The following is a 13,051-nucleotide window of genomic DNA, read 5'->3' as shown; positions in this document are numbered from 1 at the left end:
CTGCGGCTCAACGATCACGCTGGCAAGCTCTCGTTGTCCGGTCCATGGACCGGATCACCGGCACGACCGTCTCGGCGCCGGAGCTGGCCCGCCGCCGCCCGCCCAATAGGGCCGTTGTCACAGGCGGCGGTTACCTTGCAGCTCAGCACAGAGCCACGGCAGGTTGCACGAAGAGGAGCGGCAGTGGTCGTTGAGGTGGGGTACGCGCAGGCGTGGGACCTGGAGTCTTGTGCGCCCTGGCGGCCGATGTCCGCTGAGGAGGCTCGGGAGCGGGATGCTGCCGGGCTTCCGTACGTGGTGGTGTACCGGGAGCCGGCCAGGAAGGCTCCGTTGGAAGTCCGGCTGGTCTCCTGGCGGGACCACTACGTCGGGCTGTGGGTCTACGACGCCCACGGTCGCCGCACTCACGATGTGGACATGCGGCTGCTGGACGACTCGTCGCGGCTGCTGCGCCGGTACTCCGTCGGCTGGTACTACACAGGCCCAGAGATGGCGGAGTTCGACAAGGCGTGCCCACGCATCACCTTGGACCTCTTCCCCGACGGGAGGGGCCTGCGGACGGAGGAGCGGCAGGGGCAGGTCGGCGGCGCCTACGTCACCTCGCCCAAGCTCCGGGACGACGAGCGCTGGATGGGCCGCCCTGCCTTCGGGGAGTGGCCGCTGCTCTCGGCCCGGGTACACGGGCTCATTGAGCCGCCGGTGTTCGAAGCAGCTGAGGTGTCCGAGGCCGCAGAGCCAGGTGACGAAGACGCCCCCGCTACCTGTTGGCGTCCACCGCGCCCCGCGCAGCCCGGGCCCATCAACGAGTTGTTTCGGCCCGGGGTGCGTGTGACCGACGGGTACCACCCCGAGATGACCGTCGTGGAGCCGCGCCAGGTCGGCACCCTGCGCGTGCCCAGCGGGCTGCTGGCCATCTCCGGCCCGGACATCGACCACGGCGACGGGCCGCGCATCACGGTCCCTCTCCCGCCCGGGGAGTACGTACTCGACGAGGCCCAGGTCCGCTTCAGCTACCACTGCGAGTGGCGGGACGCCGAGGTCACGACCATGCAAGCCACGGCCGTCCGCCTGCTCATCAGCGAGATACCCGCAGCGACCTGGGAGATGGCCCTCGGTCCGGACGACGATCCCCGCCTGTTCATCGAAAAGCAGATAGCCGGCTTCGACACTGACGGCGCCACCGGCTGCTTCGCCGACGCCGGGGCCTGGAAGCCGCTCATCGAGCTCTTCGAGCGGGGGCTGATCCAGGGGGAGCCGGACCTGGACGGCTACGAGGACATCGACGACGGTTCCATGTTCATGCAGCGCACCTGGGACGAGGCCTCCGGCGGCGAGCTCATGGCCTTCGCGACCACTGGGGACGGCACCTACCCGGCGTGGGTCGGCCGTTCCGGGGCCGGTGACGTAGTCGCTGTCGTGGTGCTCCTGGAGGGGATGCCCGAGCTGCTCCCAGAGCGGGACGGAACCTCCACCGATGCGGCTGTGTAGGCAGGGTCCCGCGTGCGGTCGCAGTCGCCGGCGTGCGTACGGTCCACTGAGGACTGGCGCGTTAAGGACCGGCCTCTGGGGAGGATCGGTACGGCTTGGGGTTGAGAATGATCACGGCCTGCCGGCGCAGGCTCGGTCTTTGGCTGGAGACGCCGCTCATGCCACCGCCCGGCCGGTCGTTGCCCTCTGCCCCGCCCCGCCTCCGAAGCCGGTGGGGCGCACGACGCGGATCAGGCCCGGACTGCAGCCATTCGGCCGTGGTCGCGTGTCCTGTGCGAGCGGACCGCGTTGATGGAGGTATGCGAAAGATCATCACCTGCGGCCTGCTGGCCGCTGCGGCCCTTTCTGCCGCCACGCCTGCCTTCGCCGACGACGACAGCAACTTCGGCAGCGGAGTCAACGCGGCGAATAACTGGAACTTCACCGCCGCGGACGTGTGCGTCCAGGAGCTTGCCGTGGTGCCTGCCCTGAGCGACTGGACCGGCAACCACAAGAACAACTGCTCCAACGGCAACGTCATCGACCACTCTGGTGGCGGCGCGCTGCCGCCCGGTCTGTGACAGGCATCATCTTCACGCGGCCGCGCTCGAGCTTGGGGTGCGGCCGTGGTCAGGGGCGCGGCCAGCGGCAGACGCGGGTGTGCGCCGGCGCGGATGGTCCGCTACCGACTTGGTACGTCACGGCGGCACACGGTGCCGGCGTGACGTGATCGACGTCTGGTACGAACGCTGACCCCCGCGCACCATGTGAACCGGTCGCCGCGCCACCCCGTTTTCACATCGGCCGTCTGTTCAGACCGCGCGGCGGTGGCCCTGGTCGTCGCAGGGGAGTTCGGCGGTTTGGTGGTTGGTGACGAAGTCGCGGGTGGCCTGGCGCTCGGCTTCGGTGATGGCTGTCGGCTCCTGGGCTCCCGGGCTTGTCTGCTGGAGCCCTGCCGAGATCGGAGGATGACCGATATCCCTTCGGGTGGTGTGGCGGCGGCGGTGGTGCGGTGGGCACGGGAGGCGGGCGTGGCCGTGGGCGCCCCGTGAGGAGCGCAGACTGGCCGCGATGCGGCTGGACGTGCTGGCCGGCTTCGCCGTCCCGCAGGGCGGTGCGGCGGATGGAGTTGACGGCCCACTGGGCGGCGTGCGTCTGCTGGGTGGATGACCAGATCGACCGCCACGGCGTGGGCTCGGTGCCGGGTGAGCCGCAGCGGTTCACCGCGCCGCTGCGCCGCGTCCTCGATCCCGGAGGAGTGCGGGACTCACAAGCCGGTCTGCCTGGAGGAGGGGGCTTGCTGTGAGTCCGTAAGGACTTTCCCAGCACGTCCACAGCCGCGGTTGGGTTGTCTCCCAGCCCGCGCCGGTATGGAGCGCGCGGGAGAGGCCCGGTGCCGATTTGCGCTTTGGGGGCACTGCCGCCGGACTGCCCCTTTCTCGTTCCCTGGGTCCTTCCTTACGCCCGGTTCACGGGCTGCCACCCTGCCCAGTGCACGAAAGGCCCGCCCGGTGACAACGTGCGATGGCTTCCCGGACGGGCGGTAGCCCCCATCATGAGTGCTTCCTGAGTTGTGCGCTCGTCGACGAGCCGGTGCTGCCTACGCGTTCGGCGGCCCGCGGCGGCTGGCGGCCGAGGACCTACATCGCGCGCCTGCGGTGAGTGGTCGCGCAGAGCACGTACGGCGGCTGGCTGCGTCCCGGGTGGCATGGGGGTCGACGACCGCGCTGCGGGGATGGCTCGGTTGGGGCGTCGAAGAAGTACTGGTACATCAGCGGCCGGGTTCGCCGAGGCCGCCGAAGGCCGACATCCTGTCAGACCCCCACCCAGGACAGGTGGCCGCCCTGGGTGAAGACCAGCACCTCACCAGGACACTCACCGGCTTCGGCGACGAGCTGCGCTTCGGCCGCCACGACCGTGCTGGGCCTCGATCTCCGGCGCCGAGGTCGGCTGCCAGGACAAAGTCGGCTCGGCCTGCTCGATGGCGGCCGGCGCCCTCGCCGAGGCCTTTGGCGTCACCTCTGAGCAGGTCGAGAACGCAGCCGAGATCGGCATGGAGCACAACCTCGGCGTGGCGGGGGTCAAGGCTGTCACGGCAACGAGTCTGGCCATGCGCGGCGACGACAAAAGGTATCCGTCAACACCGCTCCCCCTCGCGCCGCTGCCTGTCGAGGACGGCGAACACAGCTGGCCAAATCGCGAGTTGAGCGGGAACGCATCGTGCAAGATGGGCGGGTGAGTCCGGCCGGTCATCGCAGGGGGAGACGACGTGGCAACCTCGAAGCCCAGTCGAGTGCTGATCGACCAGACGATGCTGTGTGAGGCAGCACGGCTCCTGTTGGGCGCTGATGCGCCCCGGATCAGGATGGGTCACCCGCTGGCGAGGACGTCCGACACGGCCGAGCGTCTGATCCACTTGGCGACGCTGCTTGACGCGCTGCTGCTCTACGACGAGCTCTACGTCCTCGACGCGCAGCTTCCACACGACGCCGACACGCTGCCCCTGCGACAAGTCCTGCTCGACCGTCGCATCCTCCGGCCTGTCGACACCCGCGTTCTCTCAGCGAACATCGCAGACGAGCTCACCGGGTTCCTGCGCGACGCGGAAACGTTCCAGGAGCCCTGGAGCCCACGTGGACTCGCGTCCGGAGAAGACGTAGCCAACAGTGTCCGCCTCCTGCTCGCCCACCGGGATGAGTCCGGAGAATCCACGAATCCTCGTGGCCGGCGGATCACTTCGGTCATGCGCGGCGAGGTGGAGGGTGATCTCTCCGCCGGCCGCATCTGGTCCTCGCGCCCCGAGCTCCAGTCCGATCCGTTGCGCATGCTCGGCTGGACCATGCTCGCCAATATCGGCTACTTCCACAGCGGCGCGATATACGGAGGCGTTTCGCATCTGCGCACCTTCGTCTACTGGCGCGTCTCCGCCCATCTCCGCGTGCCGTTCCTGCCATCCCTCCACCGGCTACCGGCCTACCACCTCATCACGGATCATGTGCGTCGCACCGTCCAGGACCGCGTCTACGAGGCCGTCGCCGACTGCTTCCGTACGACCGTGGACGAGGTGTACGAGGACGAGAACCCGGCCCCGCTGTACCTGCCGCCCGCGCTGGCTCTCTTCCTCAACCACCTCCGCGCACACGGCGACATCGCCATGGCCGTGGACGACTTGCGCCACCAGCACCGCAAACTCCGTCGGGCCTTGGCCGAGCTCCAGCAGTCTCTTGAGTCCGGCTCGACCCTGGGCGACGCCAAGGCCGCCCGTCATCGACTCAACGCGGCTCTGGACGCCCTGCGCAGCGACCTCGACCCGCACAACCAGGCCGCGGCCGGGACGGTGGACCAGCTCATCGACATCGTGCCCGGCGTGGTCAACGCGGCCGCCAATCCGCTCGACGTGGGCGGCTACGCCGAGGCGCTGATCGCCCGTCCGGCCGAGTGGATCCGCTCCTGGTGGCTGCGACGCCCCGTTCGGTCCGCCATCAGACTGAGCTCTCGGCTGGACAACCTGAGTCGGTACCATCGCCTCCTCGAGGAAGCCACGGGCCAGCATGTCGACCCGGGCCGTTTCGAGCATCTACGCCGGGAATACGGTGCCGCCCTGACCCTTTACGGTGGGGACAGTCGGCTTCCCGCCGCGACTCCGAGTCCGACGGCAGAACCTCCGGGACAGGAAGCCCCGCCTCGGTTCGCCTGAAGCGTGCGTGCGATTACGCGGCTGCTCGCGTCCCGCTACCCGGCGGCCTCGTGCACGACACCGACCTCTACGGTGGTGCGGCCGGCCGGCCCGCCTCGGCCGGCCACCCAGCGGCGGTGGCCGCTGTGGCCGAGCTGTTCGGTCAGCCGCTCGCCGATGTCACCGGTCCGGACGACCTCGGCGAGGTGGCTCCGAAGGTCCGCCACTGTTGGTGCGTGTTGCCGCCAGTGCAGCGGAATGTACGGACTCCGCCGCCCAGGCTGTCGTCCAGGCACAGGCCTGTGGCCGCATTGAGGAACTCATTCCCCTGTTCCCAGATTCGAGGCTTCCAGGACTGGAAGGTCGTGCCGCCGTTGCACTCGTAAGTGCGCAGCTTGAACGCCTCGCTGTCGTCCAGGCACCTGCCTGTGGCCTCGTTCTGCAACACGATGCCGTGCTCGGACGGCAGCTCGCGCCACAGCTGGAAGCGGAGCTGGTTGCACTCCAGCGTGCGGAGCCCGCCACCGTGGCTGTCGTCGAGACACCTGCCCGTCTCGACGTTCTCCATCCAGACAAGGTCTTCTGCAAGCCGCCCACGAGCCTGACTCGTCGGCGCGCCAGTCACTGCCAGCGCTACCAGGGTCGCCACAACGACCGCCCTACTGGCCTTAAAACGCATGAGAGATCCCTCCAGTAAGTGAAGCAGGACACATTGCTAGCAGGGGTGAAAGTGATGAATCCTTCCTGTAGAAGGCAATTCACCCGACTTGGTCACGCCTGCCGTCCCTTGCTCGCGTCCCCTTCGTCGTACGAGGTGACGGGCGGCTTCACGCCCGGCTTCGACAGCCGCTCCTGTTGCTCGGGAAGAGAAGCTGCGACCAGATGCCCGGGTTCTTCTGCCGCTCCAGCCACCGCCCGATGCCATCACCCTTGAACAGCACCCCGAGCCCGATCTCCGGCAGGCCGGCATCGGCGTCTCCCAGGACCTCCGCGACGAGGGCGACCTCCGAGAACCCTGAGCCGGGCGCCTGTGGCAGTTCGCCACCCAGCAGGCGCGGACACGCGCCGAGGTACCAGCCATGACGTCTCTGGGGCCCGGCTCAGGGTCGTACCATCCAACGACGCTGCGCCGCTGGAGCCCTGTGCGCGCAGTTCCTGCTGGACCTGCGCAACGTTCCCGGGGCGCGGCTCGGGGTGGACTATCCAACGACGCCGCGACCTTGCCCTCACGACGTCGTGGCCGGCTGCGGTGCGCGGTCATCACCGGCCTGCTTCGCCGACACCTGGAACACCGCCGCCACCGCCTCCGCCCGCGTTGGCGGCGTCCTGTACCTGCCCCGACCACCCCGCCGTCACCCAGTTCCTGGCGCCGCTCCCGGTCGATGCGATCTACGGGATCGGTCCGCCCAGGCCATCACCTAGACGCGGTACGGCCTGCACACCGTCGGCGCCCTGGCGGCGATGGACGAATCCGTGCTCTGCCGCCTCCTCGTCGGCAAGGCCGGCAGGCCCTGCGCGCCAGGGCCCGTGGCATCGACCCGCGCGGGGTGACCGCGGCCCGGATGCCGGAGTCCACCAGCGCCTCGCACAGCTTCGACATCGACACCAACGATCCCGTGCGGGTCCGCGCCGCGCTCCTGGACCTCGTCGTCACCCTCGCCGGGCGGATCCGTGGCCGCGACCAGAGCGCCCGCAAGATAACGCTCGCCGTTCGGCTTGCCGGCGGCGCCACTACCGAACGCACCCGCGCCCTGCCTGCGCCCTCGAACCACCGCCGAACTGCGCACGGCGACGTTCCGGATCCTCGACTCCATGGCGTTCGAACGCGCCCGGATCCGGCGCCTCACCCTCATCGCCGAAGACCTCCGCCCCGCCGACGACGGCCCCGGCACCCAAATGTCGCTCGACCCCACCCGGGAGAACGCGCTGCGCCTGGAGCCGGTCCTGGACCGCATCAACCGCAAGTACGGCCGTCGCCTTGCCGGGCCCGCCGGCGCCTACCTGAAGGCCGGCTGACGAACCGCCCGCACGGATCTCTTCACGTCCGCGCGGAGATTCCCGGCGCCGCATCCACAGCGAGATGCTGGCCGTACCGGGCTGCCTGCTCGTCCGTCAGGAACTCGACGGCGGACCTTGACCGTTGACGCGGACGGGGCGGGGGATAGGTTCTTCTGTCATGACCACACCCCGCTCGCGCTCCCGTCTCGATCTCTCGCCAGTTGATCGGATTCGGCAGACAGCCGTCCGCACGCAGGGCTGGGGGTTTGGCCTGTGCGCTGTCGCTGCCCTGCTGTGGGCGTGGTTCGCGGTGATGCTCCTTGTGCCGTACACCGCAGGCCAGAACGACAGAGACTGCAAGGCCCGCATCACAAGTGAGCATCTCCACGACAACGACTTCGCTTGCGTTCAGGAGCGCGACTGGCCCGAACTCCTGGGCATCCTTGCCCTCTCTGTCCCCTTTGCCGTGGCCGGGTCCACGCTCTACAGCCGCGGCTCACTCACCTACCGCCTGGCCCCGCTCCTCGCCCGGGGCTGACCGAAACCACGGCGGTGCGTATCGGGCCGCCGTCGGTGCAGTTTGCCGTCAGTCCCAGGCGGGATCGCCGGCCGCGCCCCCATTCCCGGGCTCGGGGCGGTCCGTGTTCCTCGAGGCCGGACCAGATGAATCGGCCGGTGCCCGAGCGCTGGTCTGTCGGGTGGCGGGCAGAACTCCGTGTTGGCGCGGTCGTTGAACCGCGCATGATCATCTCAACGCATCGAGTACGCGCGGCCGTGGGACAGGCCGGTCTGATCGGCCAGAACCTCGGCGAAGCACTGGAGATCATGGTTGGGCTGCCGTCTTGGCGGGACTGCCTGAAGTTCTCCGGAGCCGGCGACCTGGCGGTCATGCGGACGGCCGCCGATCACCTTGGCCGCGACGAGCGCCGGGACGAACCGGAGCTCGTCGCCGAGCGGATTCGCCTTGCCGCTGCGCTGGGTTTGGAGCTCCCACCCGCCCCCGTTTGCTGGCCCGTCTGCATACTGCGGTTTCCGCCACCGTGCCTGACTTCGTGCTCACTGTCGAGACAGGCGAGGAGTACGAGACTCTCTTCGGGGCCTGGCTGCCAAGCCGCAATCCGGCCTGGCGCTGAAAGCCATCACAAGATCGGCGCCAGAGCCGATGAACGTGCTCAGCTTGGCGGCCATCCAAGCGCCGTCTTGTGAGGACAAGAGGGAGTCTCGGGGCAGAAACCCTGGCCTGTGAGCCGGAGAGACCTGATGATCGGCGCATGATGCGAGGTGCCTTCGACGACATCCCCTTGACCACACTGTTTCCCGGCCTGTCGCCTGCTGGCGTGGAATCCCTGAAGGACGGGGCCCGTGCTGTTGATGCGGCTCGGGTCAACGAAGCTGGGGCGGAATGGGAATGGGCTCTGGAGCACGCGGTCTTCCCTGGACCTCAGCCAGGGACGCCGATCATCCTCGGCCTGGACGTCATTGAGCATGCTGACGGGGGCGACCAGATGGAGTTCCTGCTCCAGGTCGTGTGGACAGACCTAGGCCAGCTCGCGGTCGACGCGGCGGTGAACGTTGCCTGCTGGTGCGACGCCGATCACGCCACCCACGACGTCGATGTCTTCAGCCATGACATCGCTGATCTGGCCTTGCTTCCCCAGACCTTCCGTGCAGGCGCTGAACGCCTGATCGGATGGCTGGCCGACCCACGCAACGCAGACTACTGGCGTGCCAAGGCGGGGCTGCCCGCCCGCCGGCCCGGTTAAGAAGCTGGCGGGATGTCGATGGGGAGACGTCTACTTCGGCTGATCAGGCCACGTTGGCATCGCGCTCGATGGCGGCGAGTCGGTTCTTGAGCCGGTAGTGGGGCCGTTGATGGAGACGACGTCGCAGTGGTGCAGGAGGCGGTCGAGGATGGCGGTGGCGAAGATCGTGCGTACGGCGCGGCCGAGTTCTTCGAGGGCCTGATAGGTGGGGTGTTTGGGGCCGCCGCGGGTGAAGCGCCGCAGCACCTGCTCGGCCTCGGCGGTGCCGAGCCGGAGCGCGGTGGCGTACTTGACCATCTGGGCATCTCGCGGGGAGGGCCACCGCCGTCCTCGACGCGGTGGCCCGTGCCCGGGAAGTAGACGGCGTCACGGCGCCCCGAGGCGGTTTTCCACAGGCGTGCGGTTAGGCCCGTTGGCTCCAACAGGCCTAAGAGGTCCTGACAAAGGCGTTGGACGTGTCGGTGGGTGATGAGGCACGTGGCGAGGCCGAGGAAGGCTTCGTGGATGTCGTCGCGTCGTTCCCAGCGGACGCGTAGGCGGCGGAAGCCGTGAAGCCAGGCGATGGTCCGCTCGACGACCCAGCGGTGGACGCCGAGGCCGGAGCCGTGCGGGACTCCGCGTCGGGCGATCACCGGTTTGATGCCCTGGGCCCAGACCAGGCGGCGGTATTTGTCGTGGTCGTAGCCGCGGTCGGCCAGCAGCGTGTCCGGTCGTCGCCTGGGTCGTCCGACCAGGCCGGCGACGAAGGGGACCTTGGCGAGCAGGGGCAGCAGTTGGGTGACGTCGTTGCGGTTTCCGCCGGTCAGCGACACGGCGAGTGGGATGCCCTGTCCGTCGACGAGGACGTGGTGCTTGCTGCCCGGCCGTGCTCGGTCGACCGGGCTGGGTCCGCTTTTGGGCCGCGTCGAGCGGCCCGGACGTGGCTGGAGTCGATCACCGCCCGAGACCAGTCCAGCTGTCTGGCCGAGCGCAGCTTCTTGAGCAGGACCAGGTGCAGCTGGTCCCACACGCCGGCCTCGTTCCATGCGGCGAGCCGTCGCCAGCACGTCATGCCGGATCCGAAGCCGAGCTCCTGGGGCAGGTACTCCCACTGGATGCCGGTGTGGAGCACGAACAGGATCCCGCACAGAGCCTGCCGGTCAGGAACCCGCGGCCGCCCCGACACCAGCTTCGGCGCCGGTACCGGCAACAACGGCTCGATGAGCAGCCATAGTTCGTCCGAGACGTTCCACGGCCGGGAGTTCCTCTTCGCCACGGATAGACCAACGAGCAGCCAAGCCGACAGTCACATGATCAACAGCCTCTGTTAGGACCTCTTACAGCCACCGCTTCCCGTCGAACTTCGGGTTCTCCGAGTGGATCACCGAGGAGTCGGGCACCAGCGCGTCCCACTCCTCGCTGTCACGGATCACGGTCCCGCACAGATCGCACAGCTCGGGCAATACCTCGCCCTCGTCACTCACCGTTCCTGTGTACCCGTCCGATGCCCCGCCGCTGCGAATGGCACACCGAGACCGAGACCGCCTTCAAGCCCCCGGATCAGAAACAGCTACTGAGCGCTTCTCATCGACTGAGCAGTGCGGGTCACTCACCTCCGTCGCGCTGGCGGGCGGCGAGGATCGCGACGTCGTCCTCGTATGCACCATTCGCCAGGCGGGTCAGGAGCGTTTCGAGCATGTCGTCGAGAGGGCCGTCCGCTGGCAGGTTCAGCGTCTCGAGCTCCTGCACTGAGGTGTCGATGTCTGTGTCGCGTCGTTCCACCAGGCCATCGGTGTAGAGCAGCAGGGTCGTGCCACGGCTCATTCGTACGATGAGCGATTCGTAGCCGCCGAGTCCGGTGCCGATAGGCGGGCCGGCCGGGAGCCACAGAACCTCGATGCCGCCGTCCGGTCGCACGGCGGCGGGTGGCAGATGCCCGGCGCTGGCCGCTGTACAGGTGCCCGCCCCGGGATCCAAGACCACGAGGAGACAGGTGGCGAGGCGGTCAAGGCCGAGGTGCGCGACCTGGCGGTCGAACTCGCCGAGGATCTTGTCGACGCTTGCGCCGGAAGCGGCGATGGTGCGCAGTAGGGAGCGGTACTGGCTCATGGCCACAGCGGCCCGGAAGCCGTGGCCCATCACATCACCCATAACCAGCAAGGTGCGGGAGCCCGGCAGGGGAATCGAGTCGTACCAGTCACCGCCGACGAGGACGCTGCGGCCGGAGGGGAGGTAGCGGGCGGCCACCTCGACAGCAGGGTGGGGGGTGCCGGGTTCGGACAGCAGCGCCCGCTGGAGTTCCAGCGCCATGGTGTGTTCGTAGCTGTAGCGGCGCGCGCTGTCGATGGAGAGGGCGGCCCGGTCAGCCAGCGCCTGGATCGTGACGAGGTCGTCGTCGTGAAAGGGCTGCGATGAGCCGGCCCGACCCAGAAGGACGACGCCGACCGGGCGGCCCGCCGTGACCAGCGGGGCGATGAGGAACGAGTGGATTCCAGCCGCGCGGAAGATCTTGGTCCGTTCAGGGTCTACGGTCACCTTCTGGAACAACTCGTCCGAGGCCAGGTTGCCCAGCCATGGCCGCCCGGTGTCCAGGCAATGCCGTGTGGCGACGCCACGGGGAACGTCGACGTACGGCCCTGGGCCGCCCAGCTGGCGCAGCACCCATTCCATCCCAGGAGGCGCCACACCCCTGGTCTTACGCAGCCGCAGGAAGCCGGGAAGCGGCGGGGGAGCACCGGTGAACTCCTCTTCGACGATTCCCACTGCGGCCACGTCGGTCAGTGAGGGGGCCAGGAGGTCGACCAGCTCCTGGCACGTGGTTTCAAGGTCGAGTGTCGTGCCGACGCGCGTGGCCGCAGCATCCAGCAGGGCAAGCCGCTGATGCGCGGTCTCCAGGTCGTCCAGATAACGGCGCAGACTACTGATCTCCACGCCGATCCCGCACAGCCCCGCACCTTGTCCCGGCAGATCCACCCGGTGGTAGACCGCTCGCCAGAGCCTTTGTCCCAGCGGCGAGCAGACTTCTGTCGCTCCTGAGATGGTTGCCTCCCGAGGTTGCCCGTCCGCGAGCACCTCGACCAGGACGTCGTCCGGGCTCTGAAGGTCCGGCAGCACTTCCCTGAGCGTTCGTCCCAGGAACGCCGAGGCGGGCAGACCACTGACCTTGGCCCACGCCGGGTTGACGTACTGATGGCGCAGCTGCGCGTCGAGAACGACGATGGGGGCCAAGGTCCCCTCTACAAGTTGACGCGCCGGAAGGCCATCACCCTCCGAGAAGTGCCACTGCGGCATGAGGCCCTCACCGTTCACAGGTTCCCTCTCGCTGTCTTCGCCGGGCCAATGCATACCCCGTCGATGCAGTGACCTCTCGCGATGAGGCTGAGCCTCGCCCACGAGCGTTCTTGCGCATGACCACCGATCGCTGCGAGTCACATCGCTCCCGCAGCTCATGACCGAGCATTGTGCGAACCCATGTTCGACCCCTGCCTTGTGGTGAGCACCTCAAGCGAGCCAGGTGGGTCAAGGGGCCGCATCGCCGGTGCCGGCGTGCTCGCCGCTGGCACTGGCGTCTCGATCGCACGCCGCCTTCGTGTAGGAGTGGGCGTCCGTCTGGCTGCGGCTTGGGAACGAGCTACGCGTTCCGGGTCAGGAGACCGGCGTCGATGGCCTCGGCAATCAGGGTGGCGCCGCGGCTGTTCTGGTGGATGTGGTCGGTCGTGAGCACGAGGTTTCGACGCCGTGAGATCGTGTCGAGGCTGCGGCGAAGCACGGCGTGTTGGACGAGGACGCCGAGGCCCGCTGCGGGGGTCACTTCCCGGTAGGGAATCGGTGGTGGGTCCGCTTGGCGGAGTTCCTCGATCTGACGCTCGTGGAGTGGAAGGTATGTCACCCCGTTGGTGGTGGCGACTTCGGCGATCATCCGACTGTACCGCTGCGATGCCTGCGCCGCTGCTCCGTCGAGTTGTTGGCCGAGAACCGGGAGCGACAGCAGACCGATCGTCGCGTCGGTCTCCGCTCGCAGTCGTTCGACGACGGCTCCCAGGCACTGCTGGAACCAGCCGGCTGACGGGCGTTCGACGAGTTGTTTGCGCTTCATCGCCTTGTCGACGTGGTAGCCGGCAAGGCTCGCTCGGGCGTCGTTGGTCCCGATCAACACGGTGATGACGTC

11 protein-coding genes and 5 pseudogenes are annotated in these 13,051 nt (G+C 68.5%); 8 read left to right on the top strand and 8 right to left on the bottom strand.

Annotated features, from left to right (window positions below; genetic code table 11):
• The first annotated feature begins 330 nt into the window (after positions 1–330).
• The 4 genes and pseudogenes from ACFY8W_RS23260 to ACFY8W_RS23245 all read left to right on the top strand — a co-directional run bounded on the left by ACFY8W_RS23260 (position 331) and on the right by ACFY8W_RS23245 (position 5,164).
• A complete protein-coding gene (locus tag ACFY8W_RS23260) occupies positions 331–1,488 on the top strand; it encodes a DUF4241 domain-containing protein (protein ID WP_391108340.1) in 1,158 nt (385 codons plus the stop codon).
• 299 nt (positions 1,489–1,787) lie between these two features.
• Complete coding sequence (locus tag ACFY8W_RS23255) at positions 1,788–2,048, top strand: hypothetical protein (protein ID WP_391108338.1); 261 nt, start codon at positions 1,788–1,790, stop codon at positions 2,046–2,048.
• Between the two features lie 1,343 nt (positions 2,049–3,391).
• Positions 3,392–3,589: pseudogene (locus ACFY8W_RS23250) on the top strand (L-serine ammonia-lyase, iron-sulfur-dependent, subunit alpha); the annotation flags it as partial.
• A gap of 147 nt (positions 3,590–3,736) precedes the next feature.
• A complete protein-coding gene (locus ACFY8W_RS23245; RefSeq protein ID WP_391108336.1) occupies positions 3,737–5,164 on the top strand; it encodes a hypothetical protein in 1,428 nt (475 codons plus the stop codon).
• Positions 5,165–5,306: 142 nt separating this feature from the next.
• Here the strand turns inward: ACFY8W_RS23245 and ACFY8W_RS23240 are convergent, their stop codons facing one another.
• Both ACFY8W_RS23240 and ACFY8W_RS23235 read right to left on the bottom strand, forming a co-directional pair.
• A complete protein-coding gene (locus tag ACFY8W_RS23240; protein WP_391108334.1) occupies positions 5,307–5,711 on the bottom strand; it encodes a ricin-type beta-trefoil lectin domain protein in 405 nt (134 codons plus the stop codon).
• A 203-nt stretch (positions 5,712–5,914) separates the two neighbouring features.
• The gene (locus tag ACFY8W_RS23235) at positions 5,915–6,055 is read right to left on the bottom strand and encodes a hypothetical protein (protein ID WP_391108332.1); all 141 of its coding nucleotides are present in this window, start codon (positions 6,053–6,055) and stop codon (positions 5,915–5,917) included.
• Between the two features lie 167 nt (positions 6,056–6,222).
• On the opposite strand from ACFY8W_RS23235, the pseudogene ACFY8W_RS23230 reads away from it, so the two are divergent.
• From ACFY8W_RS23230 to ACFY8W_RS23215, 4 genes and pseudogenes are all read left to right on the top strand, one after another.
• Positions 6,223–6,909 (top strand): annotated as a pseudogene (locus ACFY8W_RS23230) (hypothetical protein); the annotation flags it as partial.
• A gap of 46 nt (positions 6,910–6,955) precedes the next feature.
• Positions 6,956–7,159, top strand: coding sequence for a hypothetical protein (locus ACFY8W_RS23225; RefSeq protein WP_391109705.1), 204 nt, complete (start codon positions 6,956–6,958; stop codon positions 7,157–7,159).
• 160 nt (positions 7,160–7,319) lie between these two features.
• On the top strand, positions 7,320–7,679 hold the full coding sequence (locus tag ACFY8W_RS23220) for a hypothetical protein (protein ID WP_391108329.1): 360 nt from the start codon (positions 7,320–7,322) through the stop codon (positions 7,677–7,679).
• Positions 7,680–8,412: 733 nt separating this feature from the next.
• Positions 8,413–8,904: a hypothetical protein gene (locus tag ACFY8W_RS23215; RefSeq protein WP_391108326.1), complete on the top strand. Its 492-nt coding sequence runs from the start codon at positions 8,413–8,415 to the stop codon at positions 8,902–8,904.
• A gap of 43 nt (positions 8,905–8,947) precedes the next feature.
• On the opposite strand, the pseudogene ACFY8W_RS23210 reads toward ACFY8W_RS23215, so the two are convergent.
• The 6 genes and pseudogenes from ACFY8W_RS23210 to ACFY8W_RS23185 form a co-directional block, all read right to left on the bottom strand.
• Positions 8,948–9,066 (bottom strand): annotated as a pseudogene (locus ACFY8W_RS23210) (ATP-binding protein); the annotation flags it as partial.
• A pseudogene (locus tag ACFY8W_RS23205) lies at positions 9,064–9,204 on the bottom strand (Tn3 family transposase); the annotation flags it as partial. The pseudogenes ACFY8W_RS23210 and ACFY8W_RS23205, both read right to left, overlap by 3 nt.
• 158 nt (positions 9,205–9,362) lie before the next feature.
• Positions 9,363–10,159 (bottom strand): annotated as a pseudogene (locus ACFY8W_RS23200) (IS5 family transposase); the annotation flags it as partial.
• A 61-nt stretch (positions 10,160–10,220) separates the two neighbouring features.
• Positions 10,221–10,367 carry a hypothetical protein gene (locus ACFY8W_RS23195; protein ID WP_391108323.1) on the bottom strand — a complete coding sequence of 49 codons (147 nt, stop codon included), beginning with the start codon at positions 10,365–10,367 and terminating at the stop codon, positions 10,221–10,223.
• A gap of 121 nt (positions 10,368–10,488) precedes the next feature.
• Positions 10,489–12,174, bottom strand: coding sequence for a SpoIIE family protein phosphatase (locus ACFY8W_RS23190; protein ID WP_391108320.1), 1,686 nt, complete (start codon positions 12,172–12,174; stop codon positions 10,489–10,491).
• Between the two features lie 340 nt (positions 12,175–12,514).
• The coding region (locus tag ACFY8W_RS23185) for a GDSL-type esterase/lipase family protein (protein ID WP_391108318.1) at positions 12,515–13,051 on the bottom strand (537 nt) is incomplete at its 5' end.

The sequence above is a fragment of the Streptomyces sp. NPDC012637 genome, from assembly GCF_042954805.1.
Lineage (GTDB): Bacteria > Actinomycetota > Actinomycetes > Streptomycetales > Streptomycetaceae > Streptomyces.
This window is presented reverse-complemented; position numbering and strand designations above follow the sequence as displayed.